This is a genomic window from Algibacter sp. L4_22, assembly GCF_023473045.1.
GTDB lineage: Bacteria > Bacteroidota > Bacteroidia > Flavobacteriales > Flavobacteriaceae > Algibacter.
This window is the reverse complement of the sequence record NZ_JAMCOK010000004.1, coordinates 52,491-76,375: the sequence shown is the minus strand read 5'-3', so window position 1 is coordinate 76,375 and position 23,885 is coordinate 52,491. Positions and strand designations below refer to the sequence as shown.

The 23,885-nt window shown below is 30.9% G+C and carries 19 protein-coding genes; 6 read left to right on the top strand and 13 right to left on the bottom strand.

Annotated elements, in window-relative coordinates; genetic code table 11:
• Positions 1-31: 31 nt before the first annotated feature.
• From M4I23_RS12075 to fucP, 3 genes are all read left to right on the top strand, one after another.
• Complete coding sequence (locus M4I23_RS12075; RefSeq protein WP_249754547.1) at positions 32-931, top strand: AraC family transcriptional regulator; 900 nt, start codon at positions 32-34, stop codon at positions 929-931.
• Between the two features lie 415 nt (positions 932-1,346).
• On the top strand, positions 1,347-2,786 hold the full coding sequence (gene aldA / locus M4I23_RS12070) for an aldehyde dehydrogenase (protein WP_249754546.1): 1,440 nt from the start codon (positions 1,347-1,349) through the stop codon (positions 2,784-2,786).
• A gap of 105 nt (positions 2,787-2,891) precedes the next feature.
• On the top strand, positions 2,892-4,190 hold the full coding sequence (fucP, locus tag M4I23_RS12065; RefSeq protein WP_249754545.1) for an L-fucose:H+ symporter permease: 1,299 nt from the start codon (positions 2,892-2,894) through the stop codon (positions 4,188-4,190).
• A gap of 344 nt (positions 4,191-4,534) precedes the next feature.
• Here the strand turns inward: fucP and M4I23_RS12060 are convergent, their stop codons facing one another.
• The 3 genes from M4I23_RS12060 to M4I23_RS12050 all read right to left on the bottom strand — a co-directional run bounded on the left by M4I23_RS12060 (position 4,535) and on the right by M4I23_RS12050 (position 6,332).
• Positions 4,535-4,942, bottom strand: a complete 408-nt coding sequence (locus tag M4I23_RS12060) for a hypothetical protein (RefSeq protein ID WP_158850801.1) — start codon at positions 4,940-4,942, stop codon at positions 4,535-4,537.
• 21 nt (positions 4,943-4,963) lie between these two features.
• Positions 4,964-5,734 carry a sigma-70 family RNA polymerase sigma factor gene (locus M4I23_RS12055; protein WP_249754544.1) on the bottom strand — a complete coding sequence of 257 codons (771 nt, stop codon included), beginning with the start codon at positions 5,732-5,734 and terminating at the stop codon, positions 4,964-4,966.
• 109 nt (positions 5,735-5,843) lie between these two features.
• Positions 5,844-6,332 carry a hypothetical protein gene (locus tag M4I23_RS12050; protein WP_158850805.1) on the bottom strand — a complete coding sequence of 163 codons (489 nt, stop codon included), beginning with the start codon at positions 6,330-6,332 and terminating at the stop codon, positions 5,844-5,846.
• 163 nt (positions 6,333-6,495) lie between these two features.
• Between M4I23_RS12050 and M4I23_RS12045 the strand changes: the two genes are divergently transcribed.
• Genes M4I23_RS12045 through M4I23_RS12035 form a run of 3 tightly spaced genes read left to right on the top strand, consistent with a single transcriptional unit; the run spans position 6,496 to position 7,408 of the window.
• Positions 6,496-6,825 carry a YtxH domain-containing protein gene (locus tag M4I23_RS12045; protein WP_158850807.1) on the top strand — a complete coding sequence of 110 codons (330 nt, stop codon included), beginning with the start codon at positions 6,496-6,498 and terminating at the stop codon, positions 6,823-6,825.
• A gap of 6 nt (positions 6,826-6,831) precedes the next feature.
• Positions 6,832-7,185 (top strand): hypothetical protein, encoded by a 354-nt coding sequence (locus tag M4I23_RS12040; protein WP_249754543.1) that lies wholly within the window; start codon positions 6,832-6,834, stop codon positions 7,183-7,185.
• On the top strand, positions 7,178-7,408 hold the full coding sequence (locus M4I23_RS12035) for a DUF6327 family protein (RefSeq protein ID WP_249754542.1): 231 nt from the start codon (positions 7,178-7,180) through the stop codon (positions 7,406-7,408). Before M4I23_RS12040 ends, M4I23_RS12035 begins: the two co-directional genes overlap by 8 nt.
• A gap of 20 nt (positions 7,409-7,428) precedes the next feature.
• Here M4I23_RS12035 and M4I23_RS12030 read toward each other — a convergent pair whose 3' ends face one another.
• From M4I23_RS12030 to M4I23_RS11985, 10 genes are all read right to left on the bottom strand, one after another.
• On the bottom strand, positions 7,429-8,499 hold the full coding sequence (locus tag M4I23_RS12030; protein ID WP_158850813.1) for a response regulator: 1,071 nt from the start codon (positions 8,497-8,499) through the stop codon (positions 7,429-7,431).
• Positions 8,477-11,011 (bottom strand): PAS domain S-box protein, encoded by a 2,535-nt coding sequence (locus M4I23_RS12025; protein ID WP_249754541.1) that lies wholly within the window; start codon positions 11,009-11,011, stop codon positions 8,477-8,479. The genes M4I23_RS12030 and M4I23_RS12025 overlap by 23 nt, the downstream gene beginning before the upstream one ends.
• A 199-nt stretch (positions 11,012-11,210) precedes the next feature.
• Complete coding sequence (gene glgX, locus M4I23_RS12020) at positions 11,211-13,286, bottom strand: glycogen debranching protein GlgX (protein WP_249754540.1); 2,076 nt, start codon at positions 13,284-13,286, stop codon at positions 11,211-11,213.
• A complete protein-coding gene (locus M4I23_RS12015) occupies positions 13,283-14,461 on the bottom strand; it encodes an alpha-amylase family glycosyl hydrolase (RefSeq protein WP_249754539.1) in 1,179 nt (392 codons plus the stop codon). The genes glgX and M4I23_RS12015 overlap by 4 nt, the downstream gene beginning before the upstream one ends.
• Before the next feature lie 627 nt (positions 14,462-15,088).
• Positions 15,089-16,483 (bottom strand): hybrid sensor histidine kinase/response regulator, encoded by a 1,395-nt coding sequence (locus tag M4I23_RS12010; RefSeq protein ID WP_249754538.1) that lies wholly within the window; start codon positions 16,481-16,483, stop codon positions 15,089-15,091.
• Positions 16,484-16,485: 2 nt separating this feature from the next.
• Positions 16,486-16,884 (bottom strand): response regulator, encoded by a 399-nt coding sequence (locus tag M4I23_RS12005; RefSeq protein ID WP_158850823.1) that lies wholly within the window; start codon positions 16,882-16,884, stop codon positions 16,486-16,488.
• A gap of 4 nt (positions 16,885-16,888) precedes the next feature.
• Positions 16,889-18,601, bottom strand: coding sequence for an ATP-binding protein (locus tag M4I23_RS12000; RefSeq protein ID WP_249754537.1), 1,713 nt, complete (start codon positions 18,599-18,601; stop codon positions 16,889-16,891).
• 94 nt (positions 18,602-18,695) lie between these two features.
• Positions 18,696-19,169, bottom strand: coding sequence for a hypothetical protein (locus tag M4I23_RS11995; RefSeq protein WP_249754536.1), 474 nt, complete (start codon positions 19,167-19,169; stop codon positions 18,696-18,698).
• A 37-nt stretch (positions 19,170-19,206) separates the two neighbouring features.
• On the bottom strand, positions 19,207-21,528 hold the full coding sequence (locus M4I23_RS11990; RefSeq protein ID WP_249754535.1) for a TonB-dependent siderophore receptor: 2,322 nt from the start codon (positions 21,526-21,528) through the stop codon (positions 19,207-19,209).
• Positions 21,529-21,549: 21 nt separating this feature from the next.
• On the bottom strand, positions 21,550-23,880 hold the full coding sequence (locus M4I23_RS11985) for a TonB-dependent siderophore receptor (RefSeq protein ID WP_249754534.1): 2,331 nt from the start codon (positions 23,878-23,880) through the stop codon (positions 21,550-21,552).
• Positions 23,881-23,885 lie beyond the last annotated feature (5 nt).

Here is a 23,885-nt window from a genome sequence, read left to right as displayed (position 1 = left end):
TTTTTGTATCTAATTCAAACATTCCACTTTTATGAAGTTTGTAAAAAACATAGAACTAGGAGATCCATCATTAAACAAACAAAACTTTATAGACCTAAAAATAAAGATGTTATGTTGCAGATATTGGTTATTAGATTTATGGGATTGCCACGAAATGGTTTTCCCGTTTTGGCGACTATATTGGAATAAAAACTCAGGCGGTCAATTAATTGATCAAGATACTGTTATAGAAATGGACCCTAATCATATATACATTATACCTCCATTTACATCATTTTCTTCGCGCTACACAAAAAATCATATTTATAATGAAGGTATTCATGTTTCTGGTAAACATTTAAATACAAACCATAAAGAAGAGGACTTTGAAGATAAGTATCTCATTCATTTCTTCATTCATTTTAATTTAGGTATCCCATTTGACAATATATATCCTGGTATTTTAAAAATTGAACTAACCGATTATTTAAAGGATAGATTGAGCTATTTAACGGAACGATTAAAAATAGAAAATAAAGATTTCAAACTTACATTTAATTTAAAATTACAAGCTTTTATTAAAGAAGCACTTACCAATATAGGTCCCGAATTATGGAAAGCAATAAATATAGACGAGCGTGTTTTAAAAGTAATCCGTTTTACAGAAGTCAATCTTCATAAAAAATTAAGGAATACAGAGATGTCTTCTCTTGTAAACATGGCACCAAATTCGTTTGCTAGATTGTTTAAAGAAGAAATGAATATAACACTTCATAATTTTATTCAAAATCGAAAAATAGCAAAGTCTTGTGAATTGTTTGAACATACCAACAAGTCTATCGAAGATGTTGCGTTTAATTTAGGGTTTTCAGACAGATACCATTTTTCCCGAGTATTTAAATCTGTCACAGGATTAACACCTGCCTCTTACAAATCTGGAAAATACACATAGCCCACTCTTTATAATATAGGTCGTTTTTTATTATCGTATTTTAAAAACAACATCAAGGACGAAATGGCAAATACATCTCCATTTTCACTTTTAAAAAAATCTATCCCTATTAAAAATGGCTCCTTTTTAAAGAAGAAGGAATAAACGAGTACTCTAATAAATTAAGCTTAATATCTACTCTTAATTTTTCTACAATTAGTAGCATAAAATACATCGATTTAATAATCTATAACGGTTAAAATAAAAACCGAAAATAATCACTATGTTTAAATTATACATATTATTGATTATTATGGATAAATATTTAAACACCATTATATCATAAGTTTGCTAAGCACATCCTTCCAAATAGCACGCAGTGTTTGTTTGTTTATAAAAATAACCAATAATACATATAACTAAACGTAAATAAGCCATGAAAGAATTTAAACAATTTATAAACGGAAAATTCATAAAATCGACTTCAACAGATGTCATTGAAATTTTAAACCCCTGTACTGAAGAGGTTTTATCTTTAATGCCTATCGGAAGTGTTAAAGATGCAGAATTAGCTCTAGAAGCTGCGCAAGCATCTCAACATGCTTGGAAATCATTAACAGCAATCGAAAGAGCTGGATATTTGCATAAAATGGCCGATGTTATTCGTGAGAATCGCGTATTTTTAGCTAAAACTTTAGCTGCTGAACAAGCTAAAGTAATGGGTTTAGCGCAAGTTGAAATCGATGTTACTGCCGATTATTTTGACTATAATGCAGGTTGGGCAAGACGGATAGAAGGTGAAATTATTCAAAGTGACAGAAAAAAAGAACATATTTTTTTACATAAAGCACCTATAGGTGTAGCTGTTGGAATTCTACCATGGAATTTCCCATTCTTTGTAATGGCTCGTAAAATAGCACCATCTTTAATAACTGGTAATACATGTATTATCAACCCTAGTTCTGTGGCGCCAAATACGGTTATGGCATTTGCCGAATTAATTGAGAAAATAAACATTCCTACTGGTGTATTAAACTTTGTTTGTGGTAAAGGTAGTATTGTTGGAAATGCTCTATCAAAAAGTCCAATTACTGGTATTATTAGCTTAACAGGAAGTGTTGGTGCTGGACAAAAAGTTATGGAAGCTGCATCTCTAAATATTACAAAAGTATCTTTAGAATTAGGAGGAAAAGCACCAGCAATTGTATGTGCAGATGCGAATTTAGATTTAGCTGTAAAAGCAGTAGTAGATTCGAGAATTATATTTAGTGGACAGGTTTGTAATTGTGCAGAACGTGTTTATGTAGAAGATTCTATTTATGACCAATTCATGGAAAAAATCACTAAAAGATTTTCTGACATTAAAGTTGAAGATGCGTTTTCAGCCAACAATCCAGATATGAGTAGTTTAGTTTCTAAAGACCAATTAGATAAAATATCTGAAATGGTAGACTATGCTAAAAAAGAAGGTGCTGAAGTTGTTGTTGGAGGCACTAGATCAAGTCAATTTGATAAAGGATATTTTTATCAGCCAACTTTATTAACTAATGTAACACAAAAGATGCAAATTATACAGGAAGAAGTTTTTGGACCTGTTTTACCAGTAATGAAATTTAGTACTTTAGATGAAGCTATTGCACTATCAAACGATTGTGAATTTGGTTTAACATCTTCTATCTACTCAGAGAATTTCAATAAAGTAATGCATGCCTGCGAAGAATTAGAATTTGGTGAAACTTATATTAACAGAGAGCATTTTGAAGCTATTCAAGGTTTTCATGCAGGTTGGAAAAAATCTGGATTAGGTGGAGCAGATGGTAAACATGGTATGGAAGAATATCTACAAACTAAAGTAGTTTATGCGCAATACAGATAGTATTTAAAGACAAACAGAACTAAGGCACTATTCATTTTACAACTATTAAATATAGCTGTAAATAAGAATAGTGCCTTCTTTTTATAGAAACTAAACAAAAAACCAATGAACAACCAAACAAGTATTCCCATAGTATCCAAAGAGGTGCTAATTCCATTCATCATTATAACATCTTTATTTGCATTATGGGGTTTTGCTAATGATATTACAAACCCTATGGTGGCTGCCTTTGGAACGGTTATGGAAATATCTACCGCTAAAGCCGCTTTAGTACAACTTGCCTTTTATGGTGGTTATGCTACTATGGCGATACCTGCGGCTTTATTTGTTAGAAAATACAGCTACAAAAAAGGGATTCTTTTAGGATTAACACTTTATGCTACAGGGGCTTTATTATTTTTTCCTGCGGCACAATTTGAAGTCTTTGGTTTCTTTTTAGGGTCACTTTATATTTTAACCTTCGGATTGGCCTTTTTAGAGACCACCGCAAATCCGTATATATTATCTATGGGTGATGAGCGTACTGCAACACAGCGTTTAAATTTAGCGCAAGCCTTTAACCCTATCGGGTCTTTATGTGGCATGTTTGTAGCATCAAAATTTATCCTAGTAGCTTTAGATTCTGATAAAAGAAACGAAGCAGGTGAATTAATTTTCAACACTTTAGGGGAAGCAAAAAAAGCCATTGTAAGAACGCACGATTTAGCTATTATTCGAGATCCTTATGTCATTCTTGGTTTTGTTGTTATTGCTATGCTTCTTTTAATTGCTTTTACAAAAATGCCAAAACGAATGAATAAAGGCCAATATTCTTCCGCAGGGGCTTCATTTAAAAGATTGTTTAAAAACGGAAAATATAAAGAAGGAGTTTTAGCTCAATTATTTTATGTGGCGGCACAAATTATGTGTTGGACCTTCATTATTCAATATGCCGATAATTTAGGTATAGCTAAAGCTGAAGCTCAAAACTACAACATAATAGCGATGTCGATATTTCTATTAAGCCGATTTGTAAGTACCTTTTTAATGAAATATGTAAACTCTAAAAAATTACTAATGATTTTTGCTCTTTGCGCAATGACAACCATTTCGGGTGTTATTTTAATTGAAGGTATTATGGGCTTATATTTATTAGTTGCCACCTCGGCTTTTATGTCGTTGATGTTTCCTACTATTTACGGTATTGCACTAAATGGTTTAAGTGAAGAAGACTCTGCCTTAGGTGCTGCCGGTTTAGTTATGGCCATTGTTGGTGGCGCATTAATGCCAATTTTACAAGGGCTTATGATAGACATGGAAAGTATTGGGCCTTTTTCCGGAGTTAATTTTTCTTTTATTCTTCCTTTTATATGCTTTTGCTTTATTGCATTTTATGGATACAGAACATTGAAAGTTTATAATTAATTATGATGTGCCTTTTTTTTAAATGAAACCATACAACAACTTATTATATTTGATTAAAAGGTAAAATAACAGAGTTAACAACATCTACCTCAATACTTAATGTGTTTTAAAAGTTAATTATAATTAAACACTATTATATAGAAAAACACAAAATATTAAATGAAGAATAATCATAAATAAAAACTTTACAAAAACTATCCGGAAGTGGCAAACCTGCGTTTTAGGCTCGGGCAATTACTTTCGGATTGTTTTATTTTATTTCAGAATAATTTAATGTATTCTTATCTTTTGTAAGCCCTTCATAAATGGTCTTTACATGCTCTGAATGAACAAAAAATCTACGTTTATAAATTTAACATATAATCGAAAACCGTCTTTTTAAACTCCTGGAAATTACTTGTAAAGCGTTCTAATCGTTGTTTAAGTAGAAGGTGTTTTTCTCTATAATCAGCATCTGATATACCTTTTTCTCCTTTTTCTAAACGAGACAACAACTTTTCATGATCAATAATATCATTTGCTAAATAATCGAACAATTCTGAATGTACGGAATCCAGATTCCCTAATATTTGACCATAAGCCGTATGAGCAACTTCTTTTACTTTTCTTTTTTCAAACAAATTGGAAAAAAACTTAATCTCGTCTTTATAAAAAGCAATGTTGCTTAACCATTCTTGACTTTCAAAATGAAGAACATCTAACCCTGCACCTAATAATAATTCTGTTTTTGGATTTAATAATTTCGTTTTCATAACAATAATATTTAAATAAATTTATTCTTTCAAGTTATATCTCTTAAAGAAACTAGTTTCTAAACTTTTACGCGCATCTTCTAAAAGTTCTTTTACTTCTTCAATACTTTGACTACGGATCATAGCTATTTCTCGCATTGAAAATTGATACTCAGTAGCCAATTCAAAAACAGTTCGCATAGATTGTGGTAGATTACTTAAAACCATAGATGTATGTTTTATAATATTTTCTTTACCCAAATCCTTATCAAGTTGTTCCATAAATTCTTTTTTATCTTCTTCTACAAAAACATGATTTAACACATAATCGTTCTTAGCGTATGAAATATCGTCTAACTCATCAATCATAACAAAATCTCCGCCACCATCGATACTATATTTTTCTTGCATTGCATCCCATGCTGGACGAGAATAATCATCAATATTCTTAAAAAAATAATCATCAAATTCTTCTTCCACAATACTATCCTCCAGAAGTTTATCTGCCGTTTTAAACAACCAAGGATGTAGACTTTCTTTGTCTTTCACCTCATCAAAATGATCATAAACCTCAATAAATAGTTGATCAATAAAATCATCTGGTTTATACTTTCCCTTAGGAAGGTTTCCTTTGGATAAAGCAGTAGCCAATGTTTTTGTAATATATCGGTTAACTTGATATAAGGTTTTTAATAATAAATTGTTAAACAAAGCCTTATCACCTTGCTGTTTAAACTTGCTTAAATCAGAAAACGTACTCGCTACGAATACATTAAAATCCTTTTTACTTTCATAATATTTTAGAGTGTCCATATGATATGTTTTAAGTTAAAATACATCTTGAAAGTACAGAGATATTAAATAGAATACAATGACCTAGATCAGTCTAAAAAAGCATATTCTAATTAACCGCAGTACTTCATTATACTATATTTTTAATTTTATTTTTCAATATTTCAATATTTAAGCGATCTCCCCTTGCTACTAGAAAACTATCACCATTTTTAAGTTTTTCAATATCTAAACTAGCTTCTGCTTCACTTATACCAAGTCCTCTTAATATCCCAAAGGGTCCGCCAAACAGTCCACCAATCGCTTTTTTACCTATTAAGTTTGAAAATGTAGAAACCAAGAAACCGGCTACAAATAAACGACCGAGTTCAGGGTTATAAAAAGTATCAAATTCAGTATGCATACCCAATAATTCCTTAAAAAAGGCTTTGAGTTTTTTTTCTTGAAACATCCACTTTTCCCTTTCGGCTATGTTATCTTCTCCAAGATTACCAATAACCGATATAACCATCTTATCAAAATCCATTTCACGAATGGTTTTTATAGCTTTTTCTAACTCTGGAATTTGAGTATACGGTTTTATAAAAACTTGCTTTTGTTCTGTTTTAGAGGCATTCATTTTAATAAAAATTTTAAAAATAATATCGTTTTAAGAGGACCTATTCTCTATGGCTAATTTACAAGCAGATATTTTCTACACCCCTGACCTAGGTCATGATAATAAAAAATAAACCGAACTAAATTTGTAATATAAATTTAATATTAATTAAAAATTTGAAATCATGGCAAACGATAATGGAAATGTCCTTTTGGCATTATTAACAGGAGCCGCAATTGGTGCGGGTTTTGGAATATTGTATGCTCCAAACAAAGGAGTTGAAACACGACATAAAATAAAAGAACGCGCTTTAGAGGCTAAACACGATATAGCGGAGCGCGTTACACACGCTAAAGACGAGCTGACTAAAACAGCCAACGAAAAGAAAGAAGAGTTCGACCAAAAACTAGATGAAACCATTAGTAATATGAGCTATAAAGCAGATGATATTATAGCTACTTTGGAACGCAAATTGGAAGATCTTAAGAAAAGAAACGCTCAACTACACAAATAATGCATTATGGCATTTGAAACATTAAAAAAAGACCTCGTTGACCTAGATAGCGATATGAGGTCTTATATTGAGACAAACAAGGCGTATTATAAACTTAAAGTTTTTAAAATACTAATAGGTTCGATTACCACTATAACACATTCTTTATTAATTGGCGCTATAGTATTTCTTGCCATTTTTATGATATCACTTGGTATATCTATGCTTATTAGTGAGGCTATAGGTAATTTATATTCTGGCTTTTTAATTGTGGGAGCTTTTTACCTTGTAGTTGCCATAGGGTGTTACATATTTAGAAGCAGACTCAATAGACCGCTGATTAAGAAGTTCTCAAAACATTATTTCGATAGTTATGAATAAAAAATATAGCACACTTGTAGAAATAGAGCACGATTTGAAAGTTTTACGACTTCAAAGAGATATTGTAAAAGAAACTTTAAAGCTAGATTTAACAACCACAAAAAACCACCTAAATCCTAAAAAATTAATGGATACTACTGGTTTTGGGCTCAAACAATTCGCTATAGATTTTGCTCTCAACAAAGGATTGGAATGGCTTAGTAAATTACGCCATAAACGGTAGCACATATTAACGGCCATCTACTAGCCAAATTTAGCAACTTGTTGTAATTGTTTTTTATCTAAAAGAACAATTCTACGGGCTTCACCTAATTGGATTAAACCTTCATTCTTAAAATCTGAAAGCACTCGTATTGTAGTTTCCGTTGCCGTACCTATTAAACCTGCAAAATCTTCTCTAGAAACGCTAAGTCCATCATTAACACTATCTTTTATAAGTCCTTTACCGTAAAGCTCTAAAAGTGCCGTAGCTGCTCTTTTACGAACGGAATCGAAAGCCATACCCATTAATTGGTCTTGCATATGCAATACATTATTAGAAATCATACTAATAAACTTATGCGATACCTCCTTGTTATTAAATAAAAGTTGCGTAAAATCGCTTTTAGGAATACAACAAATTTCACAATCATTAAGCGCTATGGCTGTTTCTGTATATAACCCCGAACTTCCTAAAACACAAAGTTGCCCTATAAAGTCGCCTGTATTAAACATACCGGTAACATATTCTTTTCCGCTTTCATTATACTTGTATGTTTTAACTTCTCCGCTTTGTATAAAAAAAAGATTATGTGCTGCAGATCCTTCTGAAAAAACAGCTTCTTTCGCTCTAAAATTAATAATATTTCTATCTTCGGAAAGATCGTTTAGATTTTGATATACTGAAGCTTCTTTAATAAATTGATTGATACCTTGTACATCTCTAGCAAACTCCTTCCGCATAAATGTATTCTTATTTAAACGTGCTTCAATAGCTAATAGTAACTCGTCTGCATCGAAGGGTTTGGTTAGATAATCATCTGCACCCATCGTCATGCCTTTACGCAAATCTGATTTTTCAGATTTTGCCGTTAAAAATATGAATGGAATATAGGCCAATTTATGATCTTGACTTAACTGCTCAAAAACACCATATCCATCCAAAATAGGCATCATGATATCACATAAAATAAGATCTGGCATAAATTGTCGTGCCTTTTCAACCCCTACTTTACCATTTTCGGCAGTGGCCACTTCATAATTCTCAATTTCAAGAATTTCGGCAGTCATCTCCCTAACATCTTCATTATCTTCAATTAGTAGTATTTTTTTCATTTTTAATTAAATTTAAAGGTAATTCTACTGTAAAAGTGGTGCCTTTGTTTAATGCACTTACAAAACTAATATTTCCACCCATTAATTCGATATACTGCCTTACTATATTTAAGCCTAATCCGGTTCCTTGATAAGTTGTGGCGTTACTTGCTCTAAAAAATCTTTGAAATAAACTGTGTTGATCTTCGATAGGAATACCAATACCTTGATCGGCAACTACAATTATAAGCCTATCCTTATCACCTTGAATTTCAAACTTTATAACCTTGTTTTCTTCGGAATATTTAATGGCATTTAACAGTAAATTATGCAAAAAATGCCTTACTAATTTAGGATCAAGATTAACTTCTAAATACGTTGAATAACTTTTGAAATCGATAATTTGCCCTTGCTTTTTAATGCCTTCAATTTCTTCAACTAAAGATTTTGAAAAATCGATAAAATCAAATAACGTAGGTTGTGCTATTTCCTTTCCTTCTTCTAGCTTACTTAATGAAAGGAGGTCGTTAAGAATATAAACCAAATTATTAACGCTGGCTTTTATTTTGTCGACATATTTTATTAATTTATCCCCTTTTGCGGTTATATTTTGGCGTTCAATGAGGTTGGTAGCAGAAAGAATGACACTTAAAGGCGTTCTGAATTCGTGAGAAGCCATAGAAATAAAGCGCGATCTAAGTTCATTGAGTTCTTTTTCTTTCTCTAATGTATTTCGGATTTCGATCTCTATGTTTTTTTGATCGGAGATATTATTATGCACCAATAAAACCTGAACAATATTTTTATCTTTATCGAATAATGGTGTGGTATTAATTAAATAAGACCGGTCTTGAATATCTACTTCAAAAGAACAATGCTGTCCTTTAAAGGTCTTTTGAATGTTTTCGATAATATCATGCTTCACCTCTTCTAAAATCCCTTTAACGTCTCTAATAGCAACTTTAGTAGCGGCTAAACTTCTAAATCCTAATTCATCTAATTCTTCTCCTTCTATAAACACCACTTCAACTTGTAAATTAACAACTGCCACAAAGCCTCTAGGAAAATTTCTAGAAATATTCCCTAATAATTCATGACTGGCAATAGCCCTATTTTCGGCTAATTTTGTAAACTGAATTTGATCCTCAAGGCTTAAATTAGATTCTACTAACTTCTGTACTATATCTTTAAGCTCGAAAGTACGCTCGGACACCCTGTTTTCTAGTACTCCAGCATAAGCAGCTAATTCTTCTTTACTTTGATGTAAAGCTTCACTTGTATTATATTGCTCTATAGCTACACTAGTGACTTGGGCCATATTTAGTATTATTTCTCTTTCTGCCGCAAGTGGTTTTCTTGGTGTATTAAAATAAATAGCAAAGGTTCCTAACAACTCTTGATTTGAAGAAAATATAGGAAACGACCAACATGCTTTTAGATTAGCGGCTAAAGCTAGTTCTCTATGGTTTTCCCAAAAAGGATCTGTAAAAATATCTGTAACAATAACTTCTTTTTTAAAATAAGCAGCAGTACTACAAAATTCTTTTTCTACACCAATAGGAAGCCCCTCAATAGCATTAGTAAACCCTTTAGGAAGATTTGTAACGGTTAATTTTTGTAATGTTTTAGTTTCTTTGTTTAATAATAAAATAGAACCTATGCAATTTGGAATGGCTGTTTCTATGATTTCAATAATTCTATTTGTAATGTTTTTTAATGGTTCATGTTGGATAATCATGTCCATAACATGAGACTGCCCTATTTTAAAAAAATCTTCCATTTTTTGCTCTGTAACATCGTTTTGGACACCAACATAATGCGTAAGCTCTTTTTTATTATTAAATATTGGAGAAATAGAAACCTCGTTCCAAAACAAGGAACCATCTTTGCGATAATTACGCAATACTACGTGACATTCTTTTCCTTTTTTTATAGCAGCCAAGATAATTTTAATATCGTTTTGCTCTCTATCTTCTCCTATCAAAAAACGGCAGTTCTTGCCCATAAAATCGGAGTTCTTATACCCCGTAATCTTTGAAAAAGAATCGTTACCATAAACAATAGGATAATTTGGTTGCTGAGCATCGCAAATAATAATGCCTCTTGCTGTAGATGCTAATATTTGGTTTCGGATATATAGAATATTCTCAATAGCTTTTTCTTCTGTTATATCTCTTATAAAAGCAGTGACTAATTCACTCCCGTTTATTTCAGTGTGACTCAGACTTATTTCTAATAAAATTTGTGTACCATCCTTTTTTAGTCCGTAAATATCCTTTCCTTCACCTAAAAATCGACTCGTAGTTTCTGTGGTATCCTTTACTATAAGTGCCTTATATGCTTGTATGAATTTATCAGGAATAAGACCTTCTACTTTTCGCTTAACTAATTCTCCTGGTGCGTAACCAAACATTTTTTCAACCGAAGGATTAGCCTTAATGATATAACCGTGATTATTTACAACCAAGATACCTTCTACTGAAGATTCAAAAATACCTCTAAAAAGTTCCCTGTCTTTTAATTCATCTACCATACTATAAAAGCTAATAAAATTAGTTTAGTACTCATTACGCTAAATTTTCAGAAAAATGCTTCTGCTAATTTACAAAATACTCCCCTAACCTAAAGAGAACTAAAGCCTATAATATTGTTAATAAAAACCAATTAAACTTGTTCTGAATTTATCTTGTATTGATTTTTTAAATTCACTTAAATTAAAATCTAGAGTACAATTAAATAGAAATTGCAATAAGAAGAACAACCGATCTAGCTTTAACGATATAAGAACGTTCTTTTACTATTGTTGCTTTTTCTAGCGTTACAATATCTTCTGGTGATGGCAAGGAGGTATCAATAATACGAAACCAATTTTTCTTATTAAAATCCTCCGAATCTGGAATTTCAAAAGTCATATCCTTGTTATAGGCATTGCACGCAAGAAACAGCACGTAATTTTTTTTACTAGATTTTACAACACCAGCTAAACTATGCGATGTTGAGCTCCAGTCTGGCTGCCCTAATTTAACACCACTCCAATCAATTTCTTGTTTAGTTTGCAGAAACTCCATTAATGGCAAAGTATAATCTGCATCCATCAAACTTGTATCTAGTCTAAAGGCATTCAACCCCTTAACAAAGCGGTGTAAGGATGCGTTCTTTTCCAAAAGGTCCCAATCAAACCAATTTATCTCATTATCCAAGCAGAAGGCATTGTTGTTCCCTAATTTTGTTCGTTTTACTTCATCGCCCATCAAAATCATTGGTGTCCCATAAGAAAGAAGTGTAACAGCTAAAAAATTCTTTATCTGTTGCTCCCGTATTTGTTCTATAATTGGATCGGTCGTTGGCCCTTCAACCCCATAATTATAACTGAGACTATTGTTGCTTCCATCGCGGTTTTCTTGTCCGTTATCCTCATTATGTTTTTGATTATAACTTACCAAATCATTTAAGGTAAAACCATCATGGCAGGTAATAAAATTGATACTTGTATCCGCTGGTTGGTTTTTATGACCATAAAGATCTGGACTTGCCAAAATTCGTGATGCAAAATTAGATATTGAATCTTTATCGCCTCTAATAAAACGGCGCACATCATCCCGAAACTTACCATTCCACTCTTTCCATTTATCACCAATAAAACTACCTACTTGATAAAGCCCTGCTGCATCCCAGGCCTCTGCTATAAGTTTGGTTCCGGCAAGAATTGGATCAGATTGTATATCCCAAAGTATAGGCGGGTTCTGTTGAGGTTTCCCTGACTCATCTCGAGATAATACAGAAGCAAGATCAAATCGAAATCCATCAACATGCATTTCAGAAACCCAAAAACGAAGACTATCCATTATCATTCTTCGAACGGCAGAATAGTTGGCATTAATAGTGTTTCCGCAGCCAGAATAATCCCCATAGGTTCCATTGGGATTTAATATATAATAAGCATTATTGCCAATACCTTTAAAGCTTAATGTTGGTCCATTTTCATTCCCTTCACCTGTATGATTATAAACCACATCGAGTATAACCTCTATATCAGCATTATGCAATGCTTTTACCATATCACGGAATTCATCTAAAGGACCAAATAAATCTTTACTAGAACTATAATCGCTATGTGGTGCAAAAAAAGATACAGGACTATAGCCCCAATAATTGGTTTTTCCCTCCGGTGCATCTTGTTTATCAAACTGAAATACAGGTAGTAATTCTACAGCTGTGATACCCAAATCTATTAAATAAGGTATTTTTTCTATCAATCCGGCATAAGTTCCTCTTTTATCATCCTTTATTCCCGAATTAGGGTTTTGAGTAAATCCCTTTACATGTAATTCATATATAATAGTCTTTATAAAAGTATGGCGAAGACAACGATCCTCTTCCCAATCGTAAGTACTAGTGTCTACCACAACACTTTTCATGGCACTACTTACATTATCACCTGGCTTACTTGCCAAATCTCGCCGATAAGCCTGAGGGGTTACCACGAGTTTACCATAAGGATCTAACAACACTTTTTGAGCATCAAAACGATATCCTTCATCAGGGTTAAACGGACCATGAACGCGATAAGCATATATTTGACCTGCCTTAAGTCCTGGCACAAAAATATGCCAATATAATTCTGTTCGATTTAGTTTTTTATCAAGAATTATAGTTTCGCTAGGTTTAACATCTTCTATACCATTAAACAGCAGTAATTCTACAGCTGTACTATTCTTGGAAAAAAGACTAAAATTAACTCCGTTAGCTTTAACAGATGATCCAATTGGATAAGGCCACCCTTTTGTTATATCTCTATGTGTTTTCAATTTTTTACGTTTTCCTTGTTTCTATATTTTATAATCAAATCCTTAAACCCTTCGATGAATTGGGGATTAATAGCTTTCCAATCCATTGGTGCTCTAACAGCCAAATCAGATTGCGGTATGGAACCATTAATAGGTTCCTTGTTATATTTACAATTTTCGGTACCATAATAAATAACTACTGGTTGATCTAAGGAAAGTAGTAATTCAAAAGCTTGTAACATAACCTTAACATCTCCTTTACAATGCAACAGAAATCTATCCACATCATGATTATCCAAAAATGTCACCATAAAATAGCCAGATGGTACTTGCTGAAAATGTTTTTTTATTTTGTCTTTTAGTTTACTATCTAGCAACAAATTTTTTCCTTTTTCTGCAGCTTTAACAATTAAAGTATTTAATGTGAAATCCAATACTCCATCTAACTCTCCATAATACTCTAATTGAACCTCTTCTTGAAAAACACCAAACTTTCTTTTCTGCATTTTATTCTTTAGTCCTGTAGTTTTTATAAGCTTTTTGTCTAAACTATCGCACCAAACCTCACCAACGAAAACACTTTGCGGATAATGTGCTTTCATTTTTTTTCTGAATACCTTCCAAAACTTATGTGAAGGACCTATGGCATGGTCTAATCTAAAACCATCCAGTCCTAAAGACATCCAGTAATCAGCAATATCAATCATATAATTCCTAACCTCTACATTGTTCAAGTTTAATTTAGGTAATTCTGGAAAATCTAAGAAACAACGATACGTAGCAGGCCATTTTTCAAAAATAAACCAATCATGATATTTACTATTCTCATTTTTATAGGCATCCTCAAAAAAAGGATGTTTGTTTGAGCAATGGTTTGGAATAAAATCGGCAATAATATAAAGTCCTCTTTTGTGCGCTTCACTAATTAGTGTTTTTAAATCTTCCTCTGTACCAAAATGCGAATTCACTTTTTTAAAGTCCGTAACATTATAACCATGATAACTTAGTGATTCGTAAAACGGAGATAGCCAAATAACATTTACACCTAAGCTCAAAAAATAGTCTAGTTTCTGTGTAACACCATTAATGTTCCCTCCAAGAAATTTAGGTGAATTTCTTGTTTCCTCAAAACCATTGAATCTATCGATAAAGACTTGATATATTACAGCCTTTTTAAACCAATTAGTTGCACTCATAACTGTTACATATTTGGGAATGTTTTTTAATGATTAGATATGAAATGGATTACACAATATGAGTTTAAAGAACTTATATCATAGGAGTCTTCCCTCTTCAAAAAGCTGTTTAACTTAAACAACTTGAGTATTGACAGCTTAATATAATACTTCAAGAACCTCTCAAATAATAAACTAACCAATGCTATGGCAAGACACTCCAAACCTATTCTTATAATAAAAAAACATTCAACTATAAAACAAATTACTGCAATTAATAGCAATATTAAACTGATTTAGGTCATGAAGCGAAATATTTTGTTTTATTAATTATTGCTAAAACCAAGGTATAAGGTGAAGAAATAATTCCATAATGATACATGATTCTCAAAAAAGATTGAAAGAGAACACAACAAAAAGAAGTTATTCGGGATACTGAATTTATAAGAGTTCTAGTTCAATTTAAAATTGGAAAATTATATCCATTTATTTAACTAAAAAACTATTTCCAATTTATTAAGACACCAAAAATAAAAACGCTTTATTTCTAATACTGAAAATATATAATTTGTATTATTTGAGACAAATACAAATTAAAAGTAATGCGGCCTTCTTTTAGAAAGACTAAAAGTTAACTGTTAATATTCTTTAAATTTCATTAACATCCTTACAGCTATCGATAATAATGTCGTTTTTAATATTTTTAAGTGGAATGGAGAAAAAGAACGAGCTACCTTCTCCTAATTTTGAATCTACCCATATATTGCCATCTAAAAGATTAACAAGCTTTTTTGCAATGGTAAGTCCTATTCCAGCACCATCATATTGTCTATCAAAGGCCCCATTAACTTGAGTAAAGCCTTTAAAAATTAAATCTTGATGACTTTTGTCTATACCAATTCCTGTATCTGAAACAAAAAAAGTAATATGTGTTATTTCTTCTTTTTTACAAATATTAAAGCCATAATTAATAGTACCACTTTCTGAAAATTTAATGGCATTTTTTAAAAGGTTTACTATAATGTTTGTTAGTTTTAATTTATCGGTATGTATCGTTAAATTTTTATAATCTGATGGAATTATTAAATTAAAATCTATATGATGCTTTCCTTGTTTTTCTTGATGAATTTTCATCGATTCATGAATTTCATTTAGAAAAACACTTAAATCAATAGCCTTCATAAACACTTGTACTTTACCAGATTCAATAACCGAAATATTAAAAAGATCTTCAATAAGTTTAAGTAAATGCTCTCCGCTATTATGAATAATTTGTATATACTCATGAATTTCTTCTGTAGATGAATCTCGATCTACTAAACCAGAAAGCCCAATAATAGAATTAAGAGGTGTTCTTAACTCATGAGACATGGTTGCTAAAAACTGAGATTTTAATCGGTCGCTTTCTTCAGCTTTATCCTTTGCAAGAGTTAATTCTACAGTTCTGTCTTCAACAAGGTTTTCAAGGTGATTTCTATATTTTTCTAATTCTTGATTCTGAATCGTAATTTCTTGTTGCTTTTCTAAAAGCAAGTTGTTTTTATTATTTAGTTCCTGCGTTCTCAACTTAACTTTATGCTCAAGTGAAGTACTTAACACCTGCAGCTCTTCATTTTGAATTTTAAGTTTATTTTCTTGTTGATAACTCTTAAGAGCTTCTTTAACTGTTAAAACAAGATCGTTAGTATGCCAAGGTTTAGATATATATCTATAAAGACCTGCATAATTTATTGAGTTTGCAACACCTTCAATCGTAGCTTGGCCGGTTAACAAAATGTTTAATGTATTAGGTGTTTTTTCATGAAGTTTCTTTAAAAACTCATCACCCTTCATAACTGGCATTGCATAATCTGCTATTACTACTGGAATTTCATAATTTAAATCTAGTAAATTATTAATAGCTTCTAAAGCTTCAATGCCCGACTCTGCAGTTTCAATAATATATGCATTACCAAAAGCATTTTTTAGTTCAGTTTTTAAGCTATTTAAAACTATTTTTTCATCATCAACGCAAAATATCACTCCCATTTTCATACTCATCATTTTTAAATTAATAACCTCCCAGAATCTATACAAGAAAATAATTCAGATTGCATCCATGGTTTTCTGATGCATTTATATAAATTAGCTTCTCTTTTTGTTTTTTCGATTGATTTAAAATCAGCCTGACCTGTTAACATTATTTTTAACGAATTGGGATATTTATTATGAACTCTAATTAAAAACTCATCCCCTTTAATAACTGGCATTAACCAATCACTAATAATTATTAATTTAACTTTAATATCCTCCATCATTAGCTCGTCAATAATATCGAAGGCCTCATTTGCACTCTCGGCAGTTTCATACACAAATAAATTACCATAATTCTCCCTTAATTGAGCTTTAATACTATTCAATATTATTTTTTCATCATCGACACATAATATTACAATTTTCTCCATAGTCTTATTCTTGTATTATTGTTGATTCTTTATTATTATTTATGGGCAGATAAATACTAAACGTTGTTTTACCTGGCTCACTTTCTACTTCAATTTTACCTTTATGCTTTTCTATAATTCGTTTTGAAATATCTAAGCCTATCCCTGTACCTTCTCCAGTTGGTTTTGTGCTAAAAAATGGATCAAATATTTTATCAATTTCTTCTTGAGGAATACCTTTTCCACTATCTGTAATTGAAACTACCACCCAACTATTTTCTGTATAAGTTTTAATAGCTAGCTTGCCATTAAGATCCATAGCATAAATAGCATTATGAAGTATGTTGGTCCATACTTGATTTAACTCATCATAATAGCAAAGAATTTTTGGTATTTCATCATATTTTTTAGAGACTTCAATTCCTTGCTTAATCTGGTTGTTATATAAGGTTAAAACACTTTCAATTCCTTCTGTAATATCTGCAAAAACTTGTTCCTCGTAATTATTAATTCGTGATGAATTTTTGAGAGCAAATACTACTTTTGAAGCTCTATCGGCTGCAAACTCAATATTTTCTGTACTTCTTTGCAGACCCGTAATTTTATATGCAACTTCTATAATTTCATTAGAATCTTTATTTTTTAAAAGATCCATATATTTTTCAATATTCTCTACAACCATCATATCTACAAAAGTATCTGCAAAAAAATATGCGTTTTCAATATTGTTATTTTCCAGCGTAGCTGCTATTTTTTTCTTAAAGCTCCTTTCCTCTCTTGAGGTTAACCTGTGCCTGTTTTTAAGAGAATCTTCCATGAGCGATAAAAATTCTAATTTTAATTTATCAGGTAATCGGTTAATAAATACGGGATACTCTTTTAACATAAAGTTTAGAGTGTTTTTAATATTCCCTATTGACGAACGAATAGCACCGAGCGGTGTATTTATTTCATGTGCAACACCTGCAATTAATTGCCCTAGTGCAGCCAATTTTTCCGAATTAACAAGTTTTTGCTGTGTTTGTTTTAGATCACCTAATGTTTCTGTTAATTCATTTGTTCTTTGTTTTAGCGTCTCTTCCCGTTCATGTATTTGCGATAACATTTTATTATATTCATCAACTAAAATTCCAATTTCATCATTTCCTTGTTTTTGAACTCGTAAATTGTAATTACCCTCTTTAGAAATTTCTTTAGTAGCTTTAGTTAATTTTAAAATAGGTTCTGAAAGTACTTTTTGTAACCAGGTAGCAAGTATATAATTAATAATAAGCAGAGCGAGAAGTAGTATTCCCATTTTCAATAAATAGTCACTTATTTTTATTGTTAACTCCTCTGTAGAGACTCTTAAATAAATTTTACCAGCCAATTTATTATCGTAAAAAATAGGTCTAGAAACATTTAAATAATCATCCTCAAATTCACCCATTGAAATTGAGTTATCAGAGTTTGAAACTATTTTTTTATCCTCATTCTTATAAAATTCTGCAAAAATTTCATTTTTATCATTATAAACAATTCCAATATCTACAGATGGTATATTTTGTAATTTTTCTAATGTTTCAATAGCACTGTCCGACATATCAAAAGCTAAAGGAACAGCACAATAATCACCAATAAGTGTGGCATTAACTATGGTGTTATTTCTCATATCCTCCTTGTAATCGGCAATATTACTCAATGTTACGTAAGCAAAACCAACCAAAAGTGAAAACAATGATACGATTTGAATAATCATTATCATTTTAAATCTAATTGAAAGGTTTTTAAATAACATAGGTGAAAAAATTATTTTAATATTTCTTTAATTTACTTCTATTTAACAAATTTTTTTAAATAAATGTAATTGTCACAACATAGTTTATATCATCATAAAATGCAGGAATAGTACCTATCATTTTTGATGATGTTAATGATGTAATTTTAATTGTTGATAAACCAATATCTCCAACAATAGGATAATTGTAAATTAAAGGATCTCCAAAAGTTAATTGAGTTTTATCTGAATTAAAAACCCAAGTTGTTTCAATAATAATTTCTTCTGATAAATCTGTTACAACTAATGTACCGTCACTATCAAACTTAAAAGAATAGCTTTTCACTTCATCAGAATCCAGTACTGTAATATCTGATATTTCTATTCCTCCCAAATTGATAGAAGGTTCAACAATTTTACTTTGAACCACCCATGATTTAGCTGTAAGCATTTCACTTTCGGATGAGAGTTTCGATGACTCTTCTTCGCTACAAGAAGATAAACTTATTGAGGCACAAATAATAGTAATTAAAAAGTATTTAATTTTCATAATAGATTAGGGATTAAAGTTATTTTCATTTTTTTATTTAATATTCCCATTGAAAACCAACTAAAAAACTGGTTCCAATAGTATCTGCAAAACCATATTCACGATGTTTGCCTAGCATATTTTTAATAGATATATTTACTTCTGTTTTTTTCAAAATATTATAACTAACTTTTGAATTAATAATTGAGTTAGCCTTAATTTTTGCTGTTTTTCTATGATAAATACCTGTGTAATCCGAAATAACATTATCAATAGGCATTGCTTCAAATACTTGTTTTGAATACACATAACCGTTTATATTTAGGTTCAACTTGTTATTTGGTTTGTAATTCAATAAAAACCCACCATACAATGATGGTGTAAGCTCATCGCTCAATAAAGTCATATTAAGGTTAGAATATGCAGTAGTACTTAAAATATTAGTTTCTGGATTAAGTGAAAGTTTAGTATCGGTTGTGTTAATTTCAAACTCAGTATTATCATTTAAAAATGTTTTTTGCAATGTGCCATATAGCTTACAATCTAATTTGGAATTAGGGCTATAATTTAGCATAAAACTCGCACCAAGTTGAGAGGATCCGTAATCATAATTTTCAAAACTCATAAGTGCAGACCCAGAAACAGAAAGAACTGTTTCTACTTCATTTTCATTATTTAACTGAACTTCTGAATTTATTTCACGATACTCAATAGATGCCAAAAGATTGTCTGATTTCTGGAAAAACACCTCTATATCTATATTTAATTTAGAACTTAATTTACTTCTCCAACTTAATTCTAAACTAGAATTAGTTGGGTATTTTTGATCTCTATCGGCTTTAATATACTGTTCTACTGGAACATATACTGGATTAACATTTGTTTCTGTTTCCAGTCCGTAATAAAAATTCATCTTTGTATTTATAAATGTATCATAAAAAGAAGGAGAACGGTTAGCGCGAGAAATCACAGCTCGTAACAAATTGTTTTTATTTAAACGATAAGTACTAGCAAGTTCAAAATTCACAAAATGGTGTTTATTGATATTAAATTTATCAACACGAAACCCGGCAATCATCCTTAATTTAGATGATAGCTTCCAATCGGCAAGCATAGAACCGGAATAACTAATAAACTTTCTAGGCTCGTCTTTAATTTCATAATTAAGTTTTGAAAGATCAAATACCTCATCATACGTAACTGGACTATTATAACTACTTCTTTTATAACTCAAGCCTGGCCTTAAACTTAAGTTTTTATATCTGAATAAATATTCCAAATTCGCATCTAAATTATCAAATTCGAAAGTGTTAAAGGAATTTCCTAGAACCTCCCCTTGAGAGATATTCCATTGCCCGTAAAAATTATTAATTTTAAACTTATTATCTATATAGAAACTTTGAGATTCGTATTGTGATAGTGGTGTTGCAAAATTTAGAAATCCAATTTTCTGGCTTTCAGATTTTTGCCCACCAAATGAAAGATTAACGTTTGTGTTTTCATTAAATTCGTGTGAAAAGAAAAGATTAGCTGCTCTTTTTTGTAAACTTTGCTCGGTATTATATTCACTAGATACAGCTTCGCTAAAATCCTGATAAGTCCAAATTTCATGTGTATTTGGATCTTTTTCAATTTCCATCATCATGTGCATGTCTTCTAATTGAGTATATTCCTCATCCCACCAATTATAATACATATTATCAAACCTGTCTCTTACAGTAAAATTACCTGTTAATGTTAAGCTTGTTTGATTGTTCCAGTTATAACCAATATTTGCATTAGCAATTTTAGTGTTGGCATTTCCAATTTTACCAGAAGCAAAAATATTCAATCCTTTTACTTTTGAATGAGAGGTTATTATATTAATAACTCCAGTAGCCGCATTGGGTCCATATAAGGCTGAAGCAGGACCTCTTACAATTTCAATTCGCTCAATATCATTAATATCTATTGGCAACGTTTCCCATAGTGTACCTCCAGAATAATAATCGTAAACAATTCTATTATCAATCATTACAAGTATGGTAGTATTGTATGGTAGAGAAACATATGCATTTTTTGTAATATCATCAAAACCACGAATTTGTACATCAAAATTCCCCGGAGTTATTTCTCTTACAATTAGCCCCTGAGATAAACGTAAGGCTTCCATAATACTTGTAGCCCCGGCGTTATCGATATCTTCTCTACTAATAATTGTAACAGATAAAGGGGTTTCAAAAAGATCTTCAGGTTGTTTAGATGCCGTAATTACAACATCAATATTTAAAATTTCATCTAAAGACATGTTTTCATAAACACTTGTATCCTGAGCGAATAAGTGGCCACTAAGCAAAACAAGCAGTAGGTTTAAAATGAATATGCTTAGCCTATTTTTCATTAAATTTTAAATAACTATATGTTATAATTCCCATTTTAAGCCAATTAGCAATTGTCTCTGTATCTGATCAGTAAAACCATACTCAAGATGATTTCCTAAAATATTTTTTATTGTTAAATCTAATGATGTGTTTTTATTTAATTTAAAAGATGCTTTTGTGTTTAAAATTATATTTGTTTTAATGTCTATTTCTATCAAAGCTTCATCAATACTGGCTTCGTCTATTATTTTGTAATAATTATAGTTTGTGAATTTCTGATTAGTATATACATAAGCATCTGTACTAAAATTCCATTTTTTATTTGGCTTATAATTCAACAAAAAGCCTCCAAAAAATGAGGGTGTTGTCTCGTTAGTCCATTGCACAGGATTAGTTAATGTGCTAATTTTAGTATTAAGCACATTATCTGAAGTAATATCATCAAAGCTAATATTAGTAGTTTCAATACTAACATCTTTTTTTCCTGAAACACTAGTGTTTTGATAAGTTCCATATATTTTAGCTCCAAACTTATCAGAAAAACTATAATCTAAAGTAAACCCAGCACCAAACTGGTTTGCTTTTAAATCGTAATTTTCAAATAAAGCATCCCCATTTGCACTTGCAGAAATTACAGACTGTGGTTCCCCAAAGGCATTTAATTGCTGCCCTATATTAGTACTACGATAAATATTAGCATTCACAAAATTATTTACTTTTGAGTAAAACAATTCAACATCTAATTTCAAATTTGAATTTATTTTAGTTCTCCAACCAATTTCATGATTTATAATAGTTGGGTACTTCAAATCTTCTTGACCTCTTATATCTAAGCTTATAGGAACAGTTAAAGTAGTGCCTGAAACACCTGTGGGTTGCTCGTATATTACAAAAATGTTACTATTTAAATAGGAATCGAAAAAGAAAGGCGATTTGCTTGCTTTTGAATACACGCCTCGAATTAAATTGTTTTTATTTATACGATAAGTTAAAGCAGCTTCATAATTAGTAAAACTATTTTTATTAAACTCAAATTTATCATGACGAATAGCTCCTATTAATCTAAGCTTTGAAGTCGGTTTCCATTCTGTTAACAAAAAGGCAGAATAAGAAGAAGTAACTCTAGCTTCATCCTTATATTTATAATTAAGTGTGTTAAAACTGAATGGTTCACTATATGTAAGCGGGCTATTATATGATAAGTATTTATAACTAATTCCTGGACGAATACTAAAAGATTTAAACTGTTTAAAATATTCTAGATTACCTTCTATATTGGTGAACTTATAAGAGTTGAATTTGTAGTTGTTATTATCATGCCCTGAATTAATATTGAATTGTCCACTTAAATTATTATGATTTATTCTTGCATTTACATAATAGCTTTCCGATTCTGTTTGAGACAATGGTGTTGATAGATTTAGTCCTCCCGTTTTTTGGCTTTGAGATTTTTGAACTCCCACAGCAATGTCTATATTTGATTGTTCTGTGAAATTATGTGATAAAAAGATATTTGCACCTAATTTTCTTAAACTCAAGTCTGTATCATAATCGGCACCAAGAGCATTTTTATATTCATTATACGTCCAAACCTCGTTACTATTTTCACCTTTCATTGGTGAAACAAACATAGTAAGATCCTCTATTTCCGTATATCCTTTTTTATTAAAATCATAGTATGTATCATCAAAACGATATCGCTCTGTAAAGTTACCAGAAAATGAAAGTTTTGTTTTATCATCCCAATTATAACCAATATTTATACTAGTATTTCTAGCTTCATTAGTACCAATACTAGATCTAACAGATACATTTTTTCCTTTTTTATTTGCATGCGATGTAATAATATTAATGACTCCTGTAACGGCATTTGCTCCATATAGTGCGGAAGCCGAACCTCTAACAACTTCAATTCTTTCAACATCATTTAAATCAACAGGCAAAGTTTCCCAAAATGTTCCACCACTAAAATAACTATATACAACTCGATTATCAATCATAACAAGTATAGTAGTATTATAAGGAAGCGTTACATATACATTTTTTGTAATATCATCATACCCTCTAATATGAATATCATAATTACCTGGTGTCATTTCTCTAACAATTAACCCCTGTGATAAACGTAGTGCCTCTGGAATACTAGTAACGCCAGAGTTTTCTATTTCTTCCTTACTAATAATTGTAGTAGATAAAGGCGTTTCGAATAGATCTTCTGGTTTTTTAGATGCTGTAACAACCACATCAATATCCAATAATTCCTCTAAGGTCATTTCACTATAAATTTTATCCTTCTGCTGCGCATAAACCTCTACACATAAAGTAGCATTTAGTAACCAAATAAAAACGAATATTTTTCTTTTTATATTCATAACCA